We start from the raw sequence: 21,358 nt of genomic DNA, 5'->3' as shown, positions 1-21,358 counted from the left end.
GTAGCCGTATCGGAAGGTGCGGCTGGATCACCTCCTTTTAAGGAGCAGATTTATCTGCTTTGTCGAGGCCAACCCGCAAGGGTAGGTCGGTCCGAGGGATACGGACCCAAAGCAATATCCCAACAAGCACATTCGCTTGCCTATCTATTCGTTTCAAGATGAAAAGTCCGCTTCAAGCCAGCGGACTTTTTTTTATGCAAAGGATAAATGGGCGATATAGAACGATATCCGCTCGTATAAGCTACGCTTAGACATCTGTTGTATGCGCAAAAAGCGTAGTCGAAACATCCCCCTTGCATGAGCACGCAAAACCAAAAACAAGGCACTTTTCGTGCCTCGTTTTTTGTATATTATTATTCTTCCAACCCAAGTATATAATCCGCGCTAACGTGATAGTACTTGCACAACGTTATCAAATGGTGGATTGGCAACTCGTTGGCACCGCGCTCATATCGTGCATACATGGTCTGCGACGTGCCCAAAACCGCGGCGATTTCCGCTTGCGTTTTATCTGCGTCCTCTCGCAAATCCCGTATTCGCTTAATAAAGTTTGCTTGTGCCATTTGCCACCTCTTTCAAAGTATACAAGTAAAAATATTTACTATTGACTTTTAGTAAACAAATGTACTATAATTATTTTGACTCGAAAGAGTAAATAAATCTTCAGGAGAAAAATATGAAAAAAATCTGTGGCTTAATTTTATCTTTTTCCATTGTTTTTTGCCTTTGCCTTGCCTTGGTGGCATGCGGCGAAACGACTGTTCCATCCACGTGGAGTGCCACTACCTCTACTACTACGGAACAAGGCTATCTGCGCGACGGGGATTACCTCTATTTCGGCGAATATCCTCAAACGCAAGTAACAGACAGCACAATCACAAATGCACTCACCACGGCGGCTGGTACCCTGCCCACCTCATCCAACGCGCAGGGCTGGACGAGTTACGGATATTATATCGATGGCTCGGTATCCGACTATATGTGGTACATAGACCTGACGAACAACGGCGAGAAATACCGCGGCGTGTACTTCACCTCGTACAGACCCTCCTTCACCATGGAAAGCAGCAGCGCAATCAATAGTTCCCAAGACGACAACGGGTACAACACAGGCACGATATACTGGTTCCGGTACGAACCCATCAAGTGGCACATCCTCAGCGAAGCAAACGGCGAAGCGCTTATTTTCTGCGAGATGGCGATAGACAGCCAAGAGTATTATCCCTCGGAAAGTACGTCTCAATTTTTCCACAACGGTGGAACGGGCTATGCCAACAACTACGCCCTGTCCAACATCCGCAAATGGCTCAACGACACCTTCTACAACACGGCGTTCAACGACCTACAGAAGCAATTGATCCTGCTGACTACGGTGGACAACAGCGCGCGAAGCACCAACCCCAACAGCAATGCCACGAATTGGAATAGCGGCAATAACTCCTACGCCTGCGCCAATACGCAAGACCACGTCTTCTTGCTCAGTGAGCAAGAAGTGACCAACGCGGCGTATGGATTCGACAGCAGTTATACTGACTACGACACGGCACGCCGCAAACAAAACACGGACTACGCCCGCTGCCAAGGCGCCTGGACAAGCACCGATAGTTCTTACAAAGGTAATGGCTATTGGTGGCTTCGCTCGCCCTATTATGATTTTAGTGACTACGCGCGCTTCGTCGACAACTATGGCTACAACAACGGCTTCATTGTTAGCTTCACTGATAACGGTGTCGTCCCCGCTTTGAAAATTAAGCTATTCTAACGAACGAAGTGAGGAAAATCGATAGCAAATTTTTCTGTAATCCGCCCGAAAGGGCAATCTCGCATTCGTCCGGGGGTAGTGATTGTATCACCCCCGGCGAATTTGGCGTGGATTCGGCGGACATTTGGAGATAATTGGAGCGTTGTACGTGGGGGAAGTACGGCTACCCGCGTTGCTAATCAACCAAAAAACACGTTTGCCGGCGACGGCTTTTACTTCGCATTTCATAATGACGCAAGCCTTGGTGACACCGCAAGAAAGCGGCAAATTGCGTTGGATGACCAAAAAGCAGTGCTTGATTATATTAAAAAGAATGGGGTTAAAAATTTTCTTGCAATGTTTGAAAGCGCGTTAAACAAGTTATGTGTTACAGTGTAAAATACGTGCTTTACCTATATGACAATATCTGTTTGCCACTGCCCACAAATATACCTTTTCTTTGCGTGTGTCGCCACATTGATTGACTTTTGGTTTATACTTCGTATAAAATGGATATATGCGCGGATATCGCGCGATGAAGAGGACAGTATGAGCGAAATAGTAGAGAGCAGCAATTTTATCGAGGAAATCATCAATGACGAATTGGCGCGTGGCGTCGTGAACGAGGTCGTCACCCGTTTCCCGCCCGAACCCAACGGCTATTTGCACGTGGGTCACGCCAAGAGTCTGTGCATCAATTTCGGCGTCAAGGAGAAGTACAAGGGGCGTTGCAACCTGCGCTTCGACGACACCAACCCCACCAAAGAGGACATCGAGTACGTAAGAAGTATCGAGAAGGATATCAAGTGGCTCGGCTTCGACTGGGATAAGGAACTGTATGCCAGCGACTATTTCGACCAAATGTACGACTATGCCGTCCAGCTCATCAAAGCGGGCAAGGCGTACGTCTGCGATATGTCCGCCGAGGAGATCTCCGCCACCCGCGGCGACCTCTATCACCCCGGGCTGGAGTCCCCCGACCGCAACCGTTCGGTAGAGGAGAACCTCGCCTTGTTCGAGGAGATGCGTTCGGGCGTCGTACCCGACGGCGCCAAGACCTTGCGCGCCAAGATCGATATGGCCAATCCCAACATTAATATGCGCGACCCCGTCATCTACCGCGTGCTGCACGCTTCCCATTGGCACACGGGCGACAAGTGGTGCGTCTACCCGATGTACGACTTCGCGCACCCCATCGAGGACGGCATCGAGGGCATCACCCACAGCATCTGCACGTTGGAGTTCGAGGACCATCGTCCTCTCTACGATTGGGTCAAGGAAGCCTGCGGCTTCTCGCCCGCCCCCCGTCAAATCGAGTTCGCCCGTCTCAACCTCACCCGCACCATTATGTCCAAGCGCTACCTCAAGAAGTTGGTGGATATGGGCGTGGTAGAAGGATGGGACGATCCCCGTATGCCCACCCTCAGCGGTATGCGCGAGCGCGGCTATCCCGCCCCCGCCATCCGCGAGTTCTGCGCCCGCATCGGCGTAGCCAAGGCCAACAGCGAGGTGGACGTGGCCATGCTCGAGCATTGCGTCCGCGAGTACCTCAACGCCGAGGCCAACCGCGCCATGGTCGTGCGCCGTCCCATTCGGCTCATTCTTGACAACGTGGAGGGGAATGAAATCTTCGAGATTCCCGTCAACCCGATGCAACCCGAAAAGGGCACGCGCAAGGTGCATTTCTCGCGCGAGTTGTACATAGACGAGGAAGATTTCTCCGACAACCCCCCGCCCAAGTATTTCCGCCTGAAGCCCGACGGCATGGTGCGCTTGATGGGCGCCTATATCGTCCGCTACGTCTCCCACGAAATGGTGGACGGCCGTCCCGTCGTGCACGCCGCCATCATCGAGGACAGCCGCGAGGGCGGTGCCAATGCCGGCATCAAGGTCAAGGGCACTATCCATTGGGTAGACGCCGCCACCTGCGTGCCCCTCACCATCAACGAGTTCGACTACCTCTTGGACGACGTGTCCGACGGGCGGGATTTCGACGAGCGTTTGGTCCCCAACAGCAAGACCGTCATCGAGGGCGCCGTTGCCGAGGCAGGTTTCGATTACACCCCCTACGTACACTATCAATTCGTGCGCACGGGCTACTATATGACCGCCAAGAATAGCACCGCCGACCACCTCGTCGTCAACCAGGTCGTCGGTCTCAAAGACAGTTTCAAGCCCGCCAAATGAACTTCCGTTGCGCCGGAAGGGCAATAGCCCTAAGTCGAGGCACTACACCGAACGCGTTCCCATTTCGGGAGCGCGTTTAGTTTTATAATCATGCGAGCACGCGTTTCGTTTTTCGCTCCGGTTTCGCCCGTTTCCTTTCTTTCACGCGCCTTTGTCAAATGGTCGTCAAAATATGATTTACAAATCTTTCCAAATGATATATAATTAATAATAGCGCACTAAAATTATTAAGGAGTAGCCATGAAAAACAGCGTTGATTCGTTTTCCAACAAAAGACAACTCAAAAAGATAGATAGGATCGCCAACCTCATCGAGGGTTTGGCCGACGTGTTCGCCACCAAATCGGACGCCGAACTTACCGCCTACACCCAAATTCTCAAAAATCGCTTGGCCGAAGGCGCCACCACCGACGACCTCTTGCCCGAGGCGTTTGCCTTGGTGCGCGAGGCGGCCACCCGCGTATTGGGTATGCGCCACTTCCACGTGCAACTGATGGGCGGCATCGCCCTCTACCAAGGTCGTATCGCCGAGATGTGCACGGGCGAAGGCAAGACTCTCGTGGCCACCTTGCCCGCCTATCTCTTGGCGCTCGAGGGCAACGGCGTTCATATCGTCACGGTCAACGAGTATTTGGCCATGCGCGACAGCGAGTGGATGGGGCAGGTGTACCGCTTCCTCGGCCTCTCGGTCGGCGTCATCTACAGCCAGCAGCCCCGCGATGAGAAGAAGGAGATGTACCTCTGCGACATTACCTACGGCACCAACAACGAGTTCGGTTTCGACTATCTCCGCGACAACATGGTCAAGCGCAAAGAGGACAAGGTCCAGCGCGAGCTTCGCTACGCCTTGGTGGACGAGGTGGATAGCATTCTCATCGACGAGGCCCGCACGCCGCTCATCATTTCCGGCCCCACCAACGAGTCCAACGAGGAGTACGTCAAGGCCAACCGCTTCGTGCGCAAGTTGGTAGCGCCCACCCAAACGCAGGTTCACGAGGAGAGCAAAATGGCGAAGATCGCCCGCGCCATCGGCGGGGAAGAGGGGGCCGAAGAGGACGGCGATTACGCCATTGACGAAAAGGAGAATACCATTCGTCTGACCGATTCGGGCGTTGCCAAAGCCGAAGCCTTCTACGGGTTGGAGAATCTCTCCGATGCGGAGAACGTCCAGCTTCTCCACATTATCAACCAAGCCCTCGTTGCCAACTACCTCAAGAAGCGCGACGTGGACTACGTGGTCAACGACGGCGAGGTCATCATCGTGGACGAGTTCACAGGTCGTTTGATGATAGGCCGCCGCTACAGCGAGGGCTTGCACCAAGCCATCGAGGCCAAGGAAGGCCTGACCGTGCGCAACGAGAGCAAGACCTACGCCACCATCACTTTCCAAAACTATTTCCGTCTCTATCGTCGCCTTTCGGGTATGACGGGTACGGCCAAGACCGAGGAGCAGGAGTTCCAAAATATCTACGGGTTGGACGTCGTGTGCATTCCCACCAACCTGCCCGTCAAGCGCATTGACGAGAACGATCGCCTGTACAAGACCAAGAAGGGCAAACTTACCGCCATCGTCGAGGAGATTCGCGCCTGCCACGAAAAAGGCCAGCCCGTATTGGTCGGCACGATCAACGTGGAGAAGTCCGAGCTTCTGTCGGACGAACTACGCCGCGCCAAGATCCCCCACAACGTCCTCAACGCCAAAAATCACGAAAAAGAGGCCGAGATCATCGCGCAGGCAGGCAAGAAAGGCATGGTCACCATCGCCACCAACATGGCGGGCCGTGGTACCGACATTCTCTTGGGCGGCAACCCCGCCTTTGCCGCGCGCGTCAAACTCGCCGAGTTGGGGTATCCCTCCGACCTCATTGCGGAAGTCAGCAACGTGCTGGTCACGCCCGCCGAGGACGCGGAGGCCTATCAAACGGCCAAAGCCGAATACGACAAATACTACGCGCTGTTCAAGAAGGACGCGGACGCCAACAAGGCCGAAGTCATCGCCTTGGGCGGCTTGCGCATCATCGGCACCGAGCGTCACGAAAGCCGCCGCATCGACAACCAGTTGCGCGGTCGTTCGGGTCGTCAGGGCGACCCCGGCAGTTCGGTTTTCTTCCTCTCTATGGAGGACGATCTCCTGCGCATTTTCGGTGGCGAGACCGTGTTCAACATCGCCGACAGGCTCGACCTTCCCGAGGATATGCCCATCACCGTCAAGATGCTCACCAACCAAATCGAGCGTGCCCAACAGCGCATCGAGGACCGCAATTACAGCATACGTAAGCACGTTTTGGCGTACGACGACGTGATGAACAAGCAGCGCGAGGTCATCTACGGCGAGCGTGAGAAGGTGTTGAACGGCGTGGATATTCACGAGGAGATTCTCAAGATGATCCCCGAGGTCGTCGCCGATGCGGTGATGGAAGTCGTAGACTATTCCGAGGACTTTCGCACGTGGGATTACGCCAAGATCAACGCCTATCTGGAGGCGCGCGTTCTGCCCGTAGGCACCAACGCTGTGGACGAGGTATTGGCGGCCGAACTCAATATGGATCACGTCATAGACGGCGTGTTGGACAAAGTTTTGGCGGCCTACCAAGCCAAGGTGGAAGATTTCAACGCCCGTTGCGCCGAGCTTATCGCGGCGGGGCAGATGCCCGCGGGGTTTTCCTTTGCTTTCATCGAGCGCAACGTGATGCTCTCGGTCGTAGACAGCAATTGGATCGACCATATCGACGATATGGACGCTTTGCGCAAGGGCATCGGCCTTCGTCAGATCGGCCAGCGCGATCCCGTCATCAGCTACCAGCAGGAGGGTTATGAGATGTTCGAGGCGATGATCGCCAACATTCGTTCCACCGTGGTCACCGAATTGCTCAAATTCGACCGCGTGCCCGCCCCCAATCCCGCCAAGGTCGAGACCAAGACCAAATTGCACGACTACCCCGACAACCTGGTCACCAACGACCAAGGTCAGGCCGTCCGCAAAGAGGCCAAGATAGGGCGCAATTCTCCCTGTCCCTGCGGTAGCGGCAAGAAATACAAGAACTGTTGCGGCGCTCCCGGCGCGGTCAAGAAATTCTAATATCCACACGCGGCGTGTTTCGTCGCGAGTTACCCTCGCGCCCGACGCGACGTATCGTGCTTTGACCTTTGCAATTTCATAGAAATTGCATTTTCGTCGATTCTCGACCATTGGCTCTCTCGTCTATGACGAAAGGGCCTTTCTTTTTTTTGCCGTCCCCGCCTATACGCGTGCCGACGGTCAAGGCGCAAATATCAACGCTTATTGTATATATAAATGGAAATATATTATAGCAATAAACCAAATAACTATTGACTTATAAAATGCATAGGGTTTATAATATTTAAGGCGTCAATTCGGCGCCGAAACCAATGAACCAGAGATTTTTTTAGGAGGTAATAGAATGAGTTACAAAAAGACCGTAGACGGCAACACCGCGGCGGCGATTATCGCCTATGCATTCAGCGAAGTTGCGGCAATCTATCCCATCACGCCTTCCTCGCCCATGGCGGAGAACTGTGACGAATTTGCCGCGGCCGGCGTCAAGAACCTGTTTGGTCAGACCGTCCGCATGGCGGAGATGCAATCCGAAGCGGGCGCGGCCGGTGCAGTGCACGGCAGCCTCAACGCAGGCGCTTTGACTACCACCTTCACCGCCAGCCAAGGCCTCTTGCTGATGATCCCCAATATGTACAAGATTTCGGGCGAATTGTTGCCTTGCGTCTTCCACGTCAGCGCGCGCGCTCTTGCCGCACACGCCCTCAATATTTTCGGCGATCACTCGGACGTGATGGCCTGCCGTCAGACGGGCTTTGCCATGTTGGCGTCCGCCTCCGTGCAAGAGGTAGCCGACCTCGCCGTGGTCGCGCACCTCGCCACCCTCAAGAGCAAAGTGCCTTTCCTGCACTTCTTCGACGGTTTCCGCACCAGCCACGAAGTCAGCAAGATCACCTTGCCCGACAACAAGGAGTTGTTGCCCTTGTTGGACATGAACGACGTTGCGGATTTCAAGGCCCGCGCCCTCAACCCCGAGCATCCCGTGCAAAAGGGTACCGCGCAGAACCCCGACATCTACTTCCAAGGCAGAGAAGCCGCCAACAAGTATTACGATGAGGTGCCCAAGATTGTGCGCCGCATGATGCGCAAGGTCAGCACCCTCACCGGTCGTTCCTATCACCTCTTCGACTACGTCGGCCATCCCAAGGCCACCAAGGTCATCGTCATCATGGGCAGCGGTGCCGACACCGTAGAGGAGACCGTCAACTACTTGGTCGCCCGCGGCGAGAAAGTGGGTGCCGTCAAGGTGCGTTTGTATCGTCCCTTCTCGGTCAAAGACTTCGTCAAGGTCTTGCCCGCCACCACCCGTCGCATCTGCGTTATGGACCGCACCAAGGAGCCCGGCTGCTTGGGTGAGCCCCTCTATTTGGACGTCGTCGCCGCCTTGAAAGAGGCGCGCATGGACGGCATTCGCGTCAACTGCGGCCGCTACGGCTTGGGCAGCAAAGAGTTCACGCCCTCTATGGTCAACGCCATCTATCAAAACATGAAGAGAGGCGGCAAAAACCACTTCGTCGTCGGCATCGTGGACGACGTTACGGGCAACAGCCTCGACGTGGTGGAGTCCATCGACGCCGCCCCCCAAGGCACCCGCAGCTGCTTGTTCTACGGCCTCGGCTCGGACGGTACCGTCGGCGCCAACAAGAACAGCATCAAGATCATCGGCGACCATACGGACAAATACGCCCAAGGTTACTTCGCCTACGACAGCAAGAAGTCGGGCGGCATCACCATCAGCCACTTGCGCTTCGGCGATACCCCCATTCAAAGCCCCTATCTCATCGACCACGCCGACTTCATCGCCTGCCACAACCAAAGCTACGTCTTGCGTTACGATATGCTGGCGGCCATGAAAGAGGGCGGCACCTTCCTTCTCAACAGTATCTGGACGCCCGAGGAAATGGACGAGAAATTGCCCGCTTCCATGAAGAACGCCATCGCCAAGAAGCACGTCAAGTTCTACACCCTCGACGGTCTCAAGGTCATCCAACAGATTGGCGCCAAGAAGGGTGTCAACACCGTTATGCAAGCCGCTTTCTTCAAATTGGCGGACATCATTCCCTACGAGGATGCCGAGCGCTACATGAAAGAGGCCATCAAGAAGACCTACGGCAAGAAAGGTGACGCGGTCGTCAATATGAACTACGCCTGCGTAGACAACGCCATCGCCAACTTGGTCGAGGTCAAATATCCCGAGAGTTGGGCCACCACCACCGAGGGTGCCGAGCCTCTGAAGATTGCGGACAACGAGTACTTCCGCGAGTTCGTCAGCCCCATCTTGGCCCAAAAAGGCGACAGCCTGCCCGTGTCCAAGTTGAGCCCCGACGGCGCCGTGCCCACCGGCACCACCAAGTACGAGAAACGCGGCGTCGCGCCCTTCGTGCCCGTGTGGATTCCCGAGAATTGTACGCAGTGCAACAGCTGTTCCTTCGTGTGCCCCCACGCCGCCATTCGTCCCACCTTGCAGACCGCCGAGATCTTGGCCGACAAGCCCGAGGGCTTCGTCACCGTGGACAGCAAGCACGCCAAAGGCTGGCAATATCGTATGCAAGTCAGCCCGATGGACTGCTTGGGTTGCAAAGTGTGCGTCAACGCCTGCCCCGAGACGGCTACCAAAGGCAAGGCCTTGGTGATGAAACCATTCGAAGAGGTGCAACTCGCCGAGGAAGCCAATTGGGAATACGCCGCCTCTCTTCCCGAGACCAAAGCGTTGGAAGGCAAGCGCAACAATCCCATCTTCTCCCAATACAACAAGCCCTTGTTTGAGTTCTCGGGTGCTTGCGCCGGTTGCGGCGAAACGCCCTACGTCAAGGTCATCACCCAAATGTTCGGCGACCGCATGATCGTGGCCAACGCCACGGGTTGCTCGTCCATCTACGGCGGCTCCGCGCCCACCTGCCCCTACACCGTCAACGACCAAGGTCACGGTCCCGCTTGGGCCAATAGCTTGTTCGAGGACAACGCCGAGTACGGCTACGGTATGTTCTTGGGTGTCAAGCAACGCCGCGATCGCATCAAAGCACACATGCAAGCCATCGCCGAGAAGGCGCCCAAAGAGGAAGTCCGCGCGGTTGCGCAAGCCTGGATCGACGGCTGTGACGACTACGCCGCCAGCAAGAAAGCCAGCGAAGAGTTCCTCGCCCTTACCGCAAATTGCGACGAGTCCTGCCCCGTCAATGCGGATGTCAAGGCCATCATGGCCGACAAGGATTGCTTGGTCAAGAAGTCGCAATGGATCATCGGCGGCGACGGTTGGGCCTACGACATCGGTTACGGCGGCTTGGATCACGTCTTGGCCATGAATGAGGACGTCAACGTGCTCGTCTTGGATACCGAGTTGTATTCCAACACCGGCGGCCAATCCTCCAAGGCCACGCCTACCGCTTCTATCGCCAAGTTCGCCGCGAGCGGCAAGAAGACCAAGAAGAAAGACTTGGGTATGATGGCTATGAGCTACGGCTACGTCTACGTGGCGCAAGTGTCGATGGGCGCTTCGCAAAAGCAATTCCTCGACGCCATCTTGGAGGCCGAAGCCTATCACGGTCCCAGCCTTATCATCGCCTACGCGCCCTGCATCAACCAAGGTCTCAAAGATATGGGCAACAGCCAGATCGAGATGAAGCGTGCGGTGGATTGCGGCTATTGGCAACTCTATCGTTACAATCCCGCCTTGGCGGCCGAGGGCAAGAATCCCTTCAAATTGGACAGCAAGGAGCCCGCAGGCGGCTATCGTGAGTTCCTCGAGGGCGAGAACCGTTACGCCCAACTCAAGAAGATCTCCGTCCAAGCCGACGAACTCTTCGCCACCAACGAGGCCGAAGCCATGGCGCGCTACGCCAAGTACAAGAAACTCAGCGAGTAGTCATTCGCTACCGCAACCAAAAAGCCACCCCACGTGGGTGGCTTTTTGGTTGCCAAATCACCGTCAAATCCTCAAATAGCCCTGATATTACGAATGGGTTTTCCCCGTCGCATAGCATACGCGTAAGTCGCGTACGCGCCGCCCCAATTCCTATTGACGCACGCGACGATCACGTCCGCGCGGTCTACCATCCATTCATTCCGTATGCGTATGGCGTATCGGGGCATCACTCTGTCCTCGAAGGGGTACAATATTTCGTCGTAATCCTCTTTGGCGGTTTTCAGGCGGCCGTAATCGGGTGAGAGATAGGGCGTCACGAATACCCGCTTGATTTTGGAATAATACTTTTGCAATTTGCGCAGTATGGCGTTACACTTCTTGTCGAAGTTTCCGTAATCACCCAAATAGAACGTTGCGTTGGGGCATTCTTCGAGATACTGTCGCAGCCATTCGCCGAGAAGTCGCTCTTCTTCCGCCGACAGTATGCTATCCCTATGACCGCAAAAGGTGATAATCAAAAAAGTGCACTCCTTTTTGACGGGAATGCACCGAAAAATGCTTCCCGATGTTGCGACACACTTCCCTACAAAAGGAGAATTAGGGAAGCACTTTTACCAAAAAAAGTGCCCTCCCTTTGTAGTATTGGAAATGTGTCGCAAAAATATTATGCCACAAATCCCCGCCGTAGTCAATACCGTTGTAATATGATTTGCCAAAATAATCGCTATTCTACGGCGGTTTAGCCAATGTAAGCGCCCGTACACTATCAAAAAGTTTAATATACCTATGATTGCAAAAGGTGATAATCAAAAAAGTGCACTCCTTTTGACGGGAATGCACCGAAAAATGCTTCCCGAATTGGACTACAATCTCCTATTACGAGAGAAGGAGGAAACACTTTTACCAAGTTAGTTTCCTCGTAATAGGATTAAATATGCGATTGTAGTCCGACCATATTATGCCACAAATCCCCGCCGTAGTCAATACCGTAATAAAATTTGTCAAAAAACGGCGCTTTGACTCTCTGGTTTTGCCCGAATGCTAAAAACAAACCGCGCCTCGGTTTTCCCGAAGCGCGGTTATATATGACTTACTATATAGAGAACAGTCAGTCAACGTTTTTATTGTCTAATAATCCTTTTTCAGGCTCGATACCACGCCGAAATAATGCGTCACGTTCAGGTCTTCCGCCTTTCTCGACTTGTGCGCGCCGCCGCCGAACAGGTCTTTATGACATCCGTGGTCGGGGCAGAACCCCACGAAAGTATTGCCGCGCATGTACACCGACGCCGCGTCCGCCAGCAGTTCGAATTCGGTTTGATGGTTTTGTATGGCCGAGTCGCACCGCTTGCCGTACAGTTGCACGGCGTGCAGCATCTCGTCGAATTCGTTCACCATGACTACGATGAGGTCGTAGCAGTCCTTGCGTATATATTCCACGGCTTTGGTCACCACGTCCATATCCGACCGTGCCGTCACGACTTCCGCGCCCGTATCTCTCCACAAGGTACGGCAGGGGTTTTTCTCGTTCAACAGGACGACGGCCTTTCGCTTGCCCTTGCATTCCGTGAATAGACTGCGTATGGGTTCGCCCTTGTCGTCGAACGCGTGCTCGAAGGCCTGCTTGTTCTTGTCATCCACGGTCACTCCCGCGAACATAGAGGCGTAAGAGGTCGCGCTGTCGGCGGGGTAGGGCGCCACGAAGTCCTGCCGCAGGGGCGCTATCCGCTTGATTTTGTCGGCCACTTCGTCGTAGTGCGCGAGAACGCTCGTGCCCACCGCCGAGGGGCAAAACAAGACCACGTGTTGTGCCTCGCCCTCGTACGCGTAGCGCACGACTTCGGTCAATTCGTCCGTACCTACTATGTCTTTCACTTCGAGTATCGCCGCCAGCGTATTGGCCATTGCGGCGATGGGTGTCGTATGATATTGTGCTTGCGAGTTCATTTCTTTTTTCGCTCCGTATTTTCTCAACGCGCAGGCGTGTCGCGTCAACTATATCCTATATTATATATCCAAAAATACGCTTCGTCAATATTCTTAACGGATATTAAATACATAGCCGCTTCGGCGCGTTGCGTGCGACTATCGACGGGTCGCCCACGCGTGCGTTGCGTACGCCGCCCGACGGGGTTTCCCCGTACCGAACGCCGTTTGTAAGCAATTTTTGTTTTTCACGTATAAACCCCTTCGTTCCCGTCCACAATTCGGTCGAATGGAGGTAAACATAGTATGGAAAAGAAGTATAAAGAAAACAAAGTGTTGCTATTCTTCAAAAAGAACATATACGCCATTTTGATGGTGGTGTGCCTGTTGGCCATTATCGCCCTCGTCACCTACACCGTCATCATCGGCAATCAAAGCAATTCCGACGCCTTACCCGCCGGCAACGTGGTAGACGCCTCGGGCAAACCCGTAGACGATAGCAATAAGGAAAACAAGACCGAAACCGACACGCCCAAGACCACGGACAAATCGAACACGGCGGCCGCGGCGGAGGCCGACAAAACGCCCGAACCGCAAGCGGTGGCGTTCGTCATCGACAAGCCCATCGAGGGGGCGGAAGTCCTCAAGGACTACACGGACAGCACGCTCGTCTACAACGCCACGATGAAGCATTGGTCTACCCACCAAGGCGTGGATTTCCTGTCCGACGTCGGCACGGCGGTGCGCGCCGTCTTCGACGGCGAAGTGACGGCCATCGGCACCACTACGATGCGTGGCACCGAGGTCACGCTCAAGCATAGCGACGGCTTTTCCACGATTTACGCGCTTCTCGCGCCGTCCGTACCCGTCAAGGTGGGCGACAAGGTCAAGAAAGGGGACGTCATCGGCTACGTGGCCCAGACGGGCTACTTCGAGTCCGCCGATCCCTCGCACCTGCACTTCGAGGTCAAGCGCGACGACAAATTGGTCGATCCCAACTACTACTTCGAGGGCAACGACAACAAATAACGCCTACGCGTTGTGATTAATGAGCGAATAACGAATACCGCCTTCGCGCCGTATTGGGAAGAGTGAAAAAGAGGACTTTCGCCGTCGAAAGACCTCTTTCTTTTATTCGGTTTTCGCTATGAAGCCGTTGAACTGAAACAACCCCACCGTATTGCCGTCCTCGTCCGTCACCGTCACCTGCACCACGTCGTTGTGCTTTGTCGCCGACAACTCCACGGCCTTTGCCCACAGCCACTTGCCCTTGGCGGGCGCGACGTAGGTCGCCGTGGCCATCTGCGTGACCGTCCGCGGGTGCAAATAGTTGGCGAGGAAGGTAAAGCAGAGGTCGGCGAGGGTGAAGATAAACCCGCCTTGCGCCACGCCGTCCGCATTGAGCGCATTTTCGGTCACGGGGGCCTTCGCTATGGCGTATTCCGCCGACACTTCCACCAATTCCACTTTGTTCAAGATAGCGAATCTGTCGTTTTTCAAAATATGGTCGAGAAAGTTCATAGACACCTCACCCTTTCATTGTACGATTTTCTTCCCGCGCAATGCAAATATTTTCACCCAGTCTTGGCGAAATTGCCCAACTTATTGACATCACTTTCCCTTTGGTAGTACAATTTAGACGAGGTAAAGCCAATATGATCAACAAAGAAATGCAAGATTTAGGTGAAAATCGTTCCGCCATTCGCGAGTTATTCGAGTTTGGCTGTCGCCGTAAGGCGGAGTTGGGCGCGGATAGCGTCTTCGACTTCAGCTTGGGCAATCCGTCCGTACAGCCCCCCGCTTCGGTAGGGGAGTCCATCGCGCGCCACGCGGCGGAGACGGGCGTGCACAACTACACCACGGCGGCGGGCGATATGGCGGTGCGCACCCGCATTTCTCAGCATATTCGCGACAGTTTCGGCGCGGACGTGCCCGCGTCGTATATCTATCTCACTTGCGGCGCGGCGGCGGCGCTCACCATCACCTTCCGTGCGCTCTGTTGCGCGGGCGACGAGTTCATTGTGCTGGCCCCCTATTTCCCCGAGTATTACGTCTTCATTCGTTCGGCGGGCGGCGTTCCCGTGGTCGCACCCATGCAAGAGGATTGCGGCGTCAACCTCACGGCGCTTAGCACCCTCGTCGGGCCCAAGACCAAGGCCATTGTCGTCAACAGCCCCAACAATCCTTCGGGCGTCGTCTATTCGGATGCCGAGTTGGCGGCCTTGGCTCTTTTGTTGCGCACCCGTGCCGCCGAGTACGGCCACCCCATCTATCTCATCGCGGACGAGCCCTATCGGGAGATTGCCTACGACGTAGACGTTCCCTACTTGCCCCGTCTCTATCCCGACACCATCGTGTGCTACAGCTACAGCAAGTCGCTGTCCCTGCCGGGCGAGCGTATCGGCTACGTTGCCGTCAATCCCGCCGCCACCGACGCTTCCTCGGTGTACGCCGCCGTATGCGGTGCGGGACGCGCCTTGGGCTACGTGTGCGCCCCTTCTCTTCTCCAACGGGTAGTGGGCGATTTGCAGGGCGTCACATCGGATGTGGCTGTCTATCGCACCAACCGCGATCTCTTGTACGGCGGTCTCACCGCGTTGGGTTTCACCTGCATCAAGCCGCAGGGGGCGTTCTATCTCTTCGTCAAGGCCCCCGTTGAGGACAGCGAGTCGGTCAGCGAGGTGGCCAAGCAGTACGGCCTGTTGCTCGTTCCCGGTGACAGTTTTGGCGCGAAGGGCTGGCTTCGCGTGGCCTATTGCGTAGATACGGTTATGATTCGCCGTAGCCTTCCCGCCTTTGCCTCGCTTGCCGCCTACTACGGGCTCAAAGCCTAAGTTATTCTATCAATACAATAATTATTCACAACGCGTATTAGATGCCATTTCGATACCCGAATGGGTGTCGATTCACGGCCATAGGCCGATTCACGCGGGCACAGTCCCATTTACAACGAAGTGGCGGTTGAGAGTATATTTCTCAACCGCCACTTCGCGTTTGTATCCAAAACCCATATACGTTATAGGCTTTTTCGTACCTTTTATCCACAACTCGCCGTAGGCGAACTTCACTCGAGGCTGTGCTTGAACTTCACTGCGAAGCAACTTCACTTTCGCTTTGCGAAAATTTCACCGCGCTTTGCGCAATGCCGTAACGGTGGCGAAAGCCGCTATCGCTTCGCTCGTCACGAGGTCGTTTACCCTCATCGCCACGCCTTCGTTGGTGGTGCAGGTTATACCCACGTCGCTCGGGCGTATCCCCATCAGGTCAGCCAAGGACTCGCGCATTCCGTCGAAATACGGCGACAATTTGGGCGCTTCGCACACCACGGCCACCGATATAGCCGTCGGCACGCAGCCTTTCGCCTTCACCTCGTCCAGCACGATGCCGAGCATCCGTCGGCTGTCCGCGTCCTTCCATTCGGGCGTATTGGGAAAATAATGCCCGATATCCTTCAGCCCTGCCGTAGACAGTGCCGCGTCCATCACGGCGTGCAGTACACAGTCGCCGTCCGAGTGCGCCACCGCTTTTTTGTCGCAGGGTATCTTCACCCCGCCGAGCGTTATGCCGTCCCCTTCGGTCAATCGGTGTATGTCGTATCCCACCCCCGTTACCGTGCGGCCCGCCAGGCCGTAGTAGTCCACGGGATAGGTCAATTTGCGGTTGTTTACGTCCCCGTCCACCCTATACGCGGGGCAAACCTTTTCCACGAGACTTCCTTCGTCCGTGTAGTCGCCGTCTGCTTGCGCCACGCATTCCCGCAGTAGGCTCGTCAGGAAGCCTTGCGGCGTTTGCACGGCTTGCACTTCCTTACGATCTACGTAGTTGCCTTGGTAGAGCGTACTGTCCGTCGCCCCCACCACGGGCACCACGGCGTCGTGCGTTTCCAATGCTTCTACGACGCGCCGCACCAAAGCGCGGTCGAGGTTGGGCCTCGCGCCGTCGTGGACGAGCACGTAGTCTTCGGTTACGTGCAATAGGGCGTTTCGCACGCTTTCCGCGCGCGTTTTGCCGCCCGCTATCACTGTGCACTTCGCGCTATTGGGGTGATAATTCGCCACCTCGTCTTCGGGTACGACCAAAAAGATTTCGACGGCGTCCTCGTCTTCTTCAAAAACGCCGACGGCCGCTTGCCACACTTCGCCGCCCGCGTAGGGCAAGCGCAGTTTTTCTTCGCCGAATCGCTCTGCCGCGCCCGCCGCGGGGATGATCACGCTATACTTCATCTATCACCTCGTACAGTTGCGACGCTTCTTCTTTGCGCACCACGTCGGCCACTTTCAGCACGCGCACGGTCACGGTCTTATTGCCGTAGCACACGGTCACCACGTCCCCTTCCTTCACTTCTTTGGAGGGTTTCACCACCTTGCCGTTTATCAAAATGCGCTCGGAGTCGCACGCTTCGTTTGCCATCGTGCGGCGTTTGATCAATCTGCATACTTTCAAATATTTATCGATTCTCATACGAATACCTCATTTCCTATCCTACCACAACGCCTGCCCGAAGTCAATGTGCTTTCAAATAAGATATTTATATCTATTTACTTTGTATTGCGTTGCGGATTATGGTATAATGTCGTTATGCAAGCCATCACCGTTGACAACGTATCCTATCGGTACCTCATCGACGACGCCGAATTGACGGCGGTCGACCGCGTTTCTCTATCCATCGAGGAGCGCGAGTTCGTCGTGCTTTTGGGTGCCAACGGCACGGGTAAGAGCACGCTTGCCAAGATGCTCAACGGTCTTTTGGTCCCGCAGGAAGGCACGGTCACGGTCTACGGCGACAGCACGGCGGACGAAACGGACGAGGTCATTTTCCGCATTCGTTCCACGGTGGGCATGGTTTTTCAAAATCCCGACAATCAAATGGTCGCTTCCATCATCGAGGACGACGTGGCGTTCGGCCCCGAGAATTTGGGCGTTCCGCACGACGAGATCGTCGAGCGGGTAGAGTGGGCGCTCAACGCCGTGGGTATGTTGGACTACCGTCGTCACACCCCCCTCAAACTGTCGGGCGGGCAGAAACAGCGCGTCGCCATCGCCTCGGTTTTGGCCATGAAGCCCAAGGTTTTGGTGTTGGACGAGAGCACGGCCATGCTCGATCCCATGGGCCGCGCCGAGGTGCTGTCGGTGTTGCACGACCTCAACCGACGCGAGAATATGACCGTGGTGCTCATCACGCACCACATGGACGAGTGCGTGGGTGCCGACCGCGCCGTCGTTTTGGAAGACGGCCATGTGGCGTTTTCGGGCAAGCCGCACGATTTATTTGCGGACGAAGCCTTGGTCACCCGTTGCGGGTTGGAGTTGCCGCCCGTAGCCAAGATAGCCTCCCTCTTGCACGACAAGGGGTACGCCGTCGACGCGGGCGAATGCGATTTGAACGATTTAGCGGAGCAGATATGTCGATTGAAGTAGAGGGATTGGGATATACCTATATGAAGAAGTCCCCCTACGAGAAACGCGCGTTGGAGGACGTCACCTTTTCCATACGGGAAGGGGATTTCGTCGCGGTCGTCGGGCAGACGGGTAGCGGCAAGAGCACGTTGTTGCAGCACCTCAACGGGCTGATTCGCCTCACCGAGGGGCGCGTAGTCGTGGATGATATCGACCTCACCGCCCGCCGTCCCGACTACAAACGCCTGCGCTTTACGGTAGGCATGGTCTTTCAATATCCCGAGTATCAACTGTTCGACGAAACGGTGGCCAAGGACGTGGGTTTCGGCTGTCGCAACGCGGGGCTTTCTCCCGAGGAGACCGCGGTCCGCGTGCGCGAAGCCATCGAGTTGGTGGGGCTCGATTACGACGCCCTCGCCGAGCGTTCTCCCTTCGAGTTGTCGGGCGGGCAGAAGCGCCGCGTCGCCATCGCGGGCGTTATCGCCATGCGCCCCAAGGTTTTGGTGTTGGACGAGCCCACCGCGGGACTCGATCCCAAGGGCAGGCGGGACGTGATGGACTTGGTCGTCCGTTTGCACCGCACGGTGTGTCCCACCGTCATCATGGTCAGTCACGACATGGAAGCCGTCGCCGAGTATTGCAATCGCGCCTTGGTTTTGCGCGAAGGTCGCCTCGTCTACGACCTCACCCCCGCCGAGTTGTTCGCCAAGGGCGAGGAACTCCGCTCGCTCGGCTTAGATATACCGCAGGCGGTGCAACTTGCCGACCTCTTGCGCCAAAAAGGGTGGGACGTACCCCCCGTTTTGACGCCTAAGGACTTGGTGGACGCCATACAGGCCATCGTGGAGGGCAGGGTATGAAAGACGTCGTATTCGGTCAATACTATCCCTCCGATTCGGGCGTACACCACATGGACGCCCGCGCCAAGGTGCTTTTGATGCTCGCCTACGTCGTGCTCATCTTTTTCGTCGATTCTTTCGTGGGCTACTTCGCCTACTTGGTGTTCGTCCTCACGGTCGCCCTTATCGCCAAGGTACCTTTGCGCACCTTGTTCCGCTCGGTCAAGGGCGTGGCGATATTGGTCGTCTTCATTTCCATCATCAACGTATTCTTCTCGGGGTTGGGCGAGCCTTTGTGGAAGTGGTGGATACTCTCCGTCTCGGTGGAGAGCCTGTTGCACGCCGCCAAGATGGCGTTGCGCATTTTGTTGTTGGTCATGGGGCCGGCCATTCTCACCTACACCACCACTCCGATGGAACTCACCGACGCCATCGAGAGCCTGCTGTCCCCCCTCAAATTGGTGCGCTTCCCCGTGCGCGACGTCGCGGTCATTATGAGCATCGCTTTGCGCATGGTGCCCACTTTGATGGAAGAGACCGACCGCATTATGCTCGCGCAAAAGGCGCGCGGCGCCTCTTTGGATTCGGGCAATATCTTCAAGCGCGTCAAGGCCTTGGTGCCCATTCTCATTCCCCTCTTCGTGGGCGCGTTCCGTCGCGCGGAGGAGTTGGCGTTGGCTTTGGACGCCCGTTGTTACAACGCTTCGCCCAAGCGCACGCGCTACCGCGTCTTGCGCCTCACTTGGCGCGACTTGGTGGGCCTGTTGGTCTTCGGCGTTTTACTTACCGTCATTGTGCTCAATCTCGTGCTCTACGATTTCGACGGTATGATCTGGAATCTCATTATGACTTGGGTGAATTGATATGCGCGTTCTTTTGGGCATTCAGTACAAGGGCACGGCCTATTGCGGCTGGCAGCGGCAGAAGAACGGACTTTCGGTGCAAGAGGTCCTTATGCGGGCGTGGTCCGACCTGACGGGCGAAGCCGTCACGTTCCACGGCTCGGGCCGCACGGACGCGGGCGTACACGCCTTGGAGCAATGCGCCCATTTCGACACGGCCGCGCGCATTCCTTTTGACAAGATTCCTTTTGCCTTCAACACGCGGTTGCCGCAGGACGTGCGCGTACTTTGGGCGCGCGAAGTCCCCGCCGATTTCAACGCCCGCTTTTCGGTCAAGCGCAAGACATACGTCTACAAGTTATATTGGGGCGAGCACGCCGATGCCTTCCTTTACGAAACGCACGCTCACGTCGTTCGCCGTCCCGACCTTGGCCAAATGCGCTTAGCCGCCGAGGTGATCTTGGGCGAACACGACTTCAAGGCGATGCAGGCCACGGGTGGTCACGTCAAGACCACCGTTCGCACCATCTACGATATCGGTATCGAAGAAACGGGTAACGTCATCACCTTTTCGGTCACAGGCAACGGTTTTTTGTACAATATGGTACGCATTATGGTCGGCACGTTGGTCTACGCGGGGTGGGGTTGGCTCACCCCCCAAGCCATTGCCGTCGCCATCGAGACCAAGGACCGCAAGGGGCTCGGCAAGACCATGGAGGCGTGCGGATTGTATTTGGCCAAGGTGGAGTATTAGTCGCCTGCTTGCGGAGTTTCGACGGCAATCGGTATTCTCGCGGTTTTTTTCAAAAGCGTATTGCATAAGTAATCGCGTTGTGTTATAATAGCACTATCTTATCCACAAGGAGACAAAGCGAATGAAAGAACTCAACCAATATTTGAAGAAAGTAGAGAAAGTTTCCAAAGAGGATTTATTCGTGCTCATCCAGAGCAAATCTTTGGAGATTATTCCCGCGTTGCAGGCGCTTACCGGCAAAAACGCGGATAGCGTCATGGTATACTGCATCTATCTGCACGGCATTTTGGCTTTGGACGGCAGATTGGCGGACGAGGAATACGCGTCCGTGTTGCCCCTCTGCAAAGCGATGTTCGGCGGCGACTTCGACTATGCCGCTTGCCGCGACAAGGTCAATAATATGAGCGAAGACGACCAGTTGTTTGCCAAAATGGTCGAGATTGTCAAGGCCCTTCCCGAAGAGATTGCCTCCGACATCGTCCTCGTCACCATCGCCATCTGCGCCATCGACGGCAAAGTCAGCAAGCCCGAGCGGAAATTCATCGAGAAATTGATGTTCTAATACGTTTTTCCCTCTACGAAAAAACCTTCGCCCATTGAAGTGAACCCCATTTGGGACACTCAATAAAAAAACGGACAAAGAATACTTCCTATGGTACAATAGCCGTAGGAGGTATTTTTATATGGCAAGAAAAGGACAAAAGTTTAACAAGTATACTGTTGAGTTTCGGCAGC

At 55.4% G+C, this 21,358-nt stretch carries 17 protein-coding genes; 11 read left to right on the top strand and 6 right to left on the bottom strand.

Annotation, left to right across the window (positions count from 1 at the left end; translation table 11 throughout):
* Positions 1-353 precede the first annotated feature (353 nt).
* Entirely contained in the window at positions 354-563 is a 210-nt protein-coding gene (locus II896_07490; protein MBQ4444479.1) for a helix-turn-helix transcriptional regulator, read from the bottom strand.
* A gap of 113 nt (positions 564-676) precedes the next feature.
* On the opposite strand from II896_07490, the gene II896_07485 reads away from it, so the two are divergent.
* The 4 genes from II896_07485 to nifJ all read left to right on the top strand — a co-directional run bounded on the left by II896_07485 (position 677) and on the right by nifJ (position 10,865).
* On the top strand, positions 677-1,762 hold the full coding sequence (locus II896_07485; GenBank protein ID MBQ4444478.1) for a hypothetical protein: 1,086 nt from the start codon (positions 677-679) through the stop codon (positions 1,760-1,762).
* Between the two features lie 528 nt (positions 1,763-2,290).
* Entirely contained in the window at positions 2,291-3,928 is a 1,638-nt protein-coding gene (locus II896_07480) for a glutamine--tRNA ligase/YqeY domain fusion protein (protein MBQ4444477.1), read from the top strand.
* Positions 3,929-4,168: 240 nt separating this feature from the next.
* On the top strand, positions 4,169-7,006 hold the full coding sequence (secA, locus tag II896_07475; protein MBQ4444476.1) for a preprotein translocase subunit SecA: 2,838 nt from the start codon (positions 4,169-4,171) through the stop codon (positions 7,004-7,006).
* A 343-nt stretch (positions 7,007-7,349) separates the two neighbouring features.
* A complete protein-coding gene (gene nifJ / locus II896_07470; GenBank protein MBQ4444475.1) occupies positions 7,350-10,865 on the top strand; it encodes a pyruvate:ferredoxin (flavodoxin) oxidoreductase in 3,516 nt (1,171 codons plus the stop codon).
* A 71-nt stretch (positions 10,866-10,936) separates the two neighbouring features.
* Here nifJ and II896_07465 read toward each other — a convergent pair whose 3' ends face one another.
* Both II896_07465 and II896_07460 read right to left on the bottom strand, forming a co-directional pair.
* Complete coding sequence (locus tag II896_07465; protein MBQ4444474.1) at positions 10,937-11,383, bottom strand: hypothetical protein; 447 nt, start codon at positions 11,381-11,383, stop codon at positions 10,937-10,939.
* 610 nt (positions 11,384-11,993) lie between these two features.
* Positions 11,994-12,812, bottom strand: coding sequence for a hypothetical protein (locus II896_07460; GenBank protein MBQ4444473.1), 819 nt, complete (start codon positions 12,810-12,812; stop codon positions 11,994-11,996).
* Between the two features lie 285 nt (positions 12,813-13,097).
* Here II896_07460 and II896_07455 point away from each other — a divergent pair, with 285 nt between their 5' ends.
* Entirely contained in the window at positions 13,098-13,820 is a 723-nt protein-coding gene (locus II896_07455; GenBank protein MBQ4444472.1) for a M23 family metallopeptidase, read from the top strand.
* Between the two features lie 102 nt (positions 13,821-13,922).
* Here II896_07455 and II896_07450 read toward each other — a convergent pair whose 3' ends face one another.
* Positions 13,923-14,312, bottom strand: a complete 390-nt coding sequence (locus II896_07450) for a PaaI family thioesterase (GenBank protein MBQ4444471.1) — start codon at positions 14,310-14,312, stop codon at positions 13,923-13,925.
* Positions 14,313-14,446: 134 nt separating this feature from the next.
* Here II896_07450 and II896_07445 point away from each other — a divergent pair, with 134 nt between their 5' ends.
* Positions 14,447-15,625, top strand: coding sequence for a pyridoxal phosphate-dependent aminotransferase (locus II896_07445; protein MBQ4444470.1), 1,179 nt, complete (start codon positions 14,447-14,449; stop codon positions 15,623-15,625).
* Between the two features lie 291 nt (positions 15,626-15,916).
* Here the strand turns inward: II896_07445 and ispF are convergent, their stop codons facing one another.
* Both ispF and II896_07435 read right to left on the bottom strand, forming a co-directional pair.
* Entirely contained in the window at positions 15,917-17,014 is a 1,098-nt protein-coding gene (ispF, locus tag II896_07440) for a 2-C-methyl-D-erythritol 2,4-cyclodiphosphate synthase (protein ID MBQ4444469.1), read from the bottom strand.
* Positions 17,004-17,252: an RNA-binding S4 domain-containing protein gene (locus II896_07435; GenBank protein ID MBQ4444468.1), complete on the bottom strand. Its 249-nt coding sequence runs from the start codon at positions 17,250-17,252 to the stop codon at positions 17,004-17,006. The genes ispF and II896_07435 overlap by 11 nt, the downstream gene beginning before the upstream one ends.
* A 117-nt stretch (positions 17,253-17,369) precedes the next feature.
* Here II896_07435 and II896_07430 point away from each other — a divergent pair, with 117 nt between their 5' ends.
* The 5 genes from II896_07430 to II896_07410 all read left to right on the top strand — a co-directional run bounded on the left by II896_07430 (position 17,370) and on the right by II896_07410 (position 21,185).
* On the top strand, positions 17,370-18,209 hold the full coding sequence (locus II896_07430; protein ID MBQ4444467.1) for an energy-coupling factor transporter ATPase: 840 nt from the start codon (positions 17,370-17,372) through the stop codon (positions 18,207-18,209).
* Positions 18,194-19,048, top strand: coding sequence for an energy-coupling factor transporter ATPase (locus tag II896_07425; GenBank protein ID MBQ4444466.1), 855 nt, complete (start codon positions 18,194-18,196; stop codon positions 19,046-19,048). The genes II896_07430 and II896_07425 overlap by 16 nt, the downstream gene beginning before the upstream one ends.
* On the top strand, positions 19,045-19,890 hold the full coding sequence (locus II896_07420) for an energy-coupling factor transporter transmembrane protein EcfT (protein ID MBQ4444465.1): 846 nt from the start codon (positions 19,045-19,047) through the stop codon (positions 19,888-19,890). Before II896_07425 ends, II896_07420 begins: the two co-directional genes overlap by 4 nt.
* Entirely contained in the window at positions 19,886-20,623 is a 738-nt protein-coding gene (gene truA, locus II896_07415; GenBank protein MBQ4444464.1) for a tRNA pseudouridine(38-40) synthase TruA, read from the top strand. Before II896_07420 ends, truA begins: the two co-directional genes overlap by 5 nt.
* Before the next feature lie 121 nt (positions 20,624-20,744).
* A complete protein-coding gene (locus tag II896_07410; GenBank protein ID MBQ4444463.1) occupies positions 20,745-21,185 on the top strand; it encodes a TerB family tellurite resistance protein in 441 nt (146 codons plus the stop codon).
* Positions 21,186-21,358 lie beyond the last annotated feature (173 nt).

It is taken from the genome of Clostridia bacterium (assembly GCA_017394805.1).
Classification (GTDB): Bacteria; Bacillota; Clostridia; order Christensenellales; family CAG-1252; genus RUG14300.
This window is presented reverse-complemented; position numbering and strand designations above follow the sequence as displayed.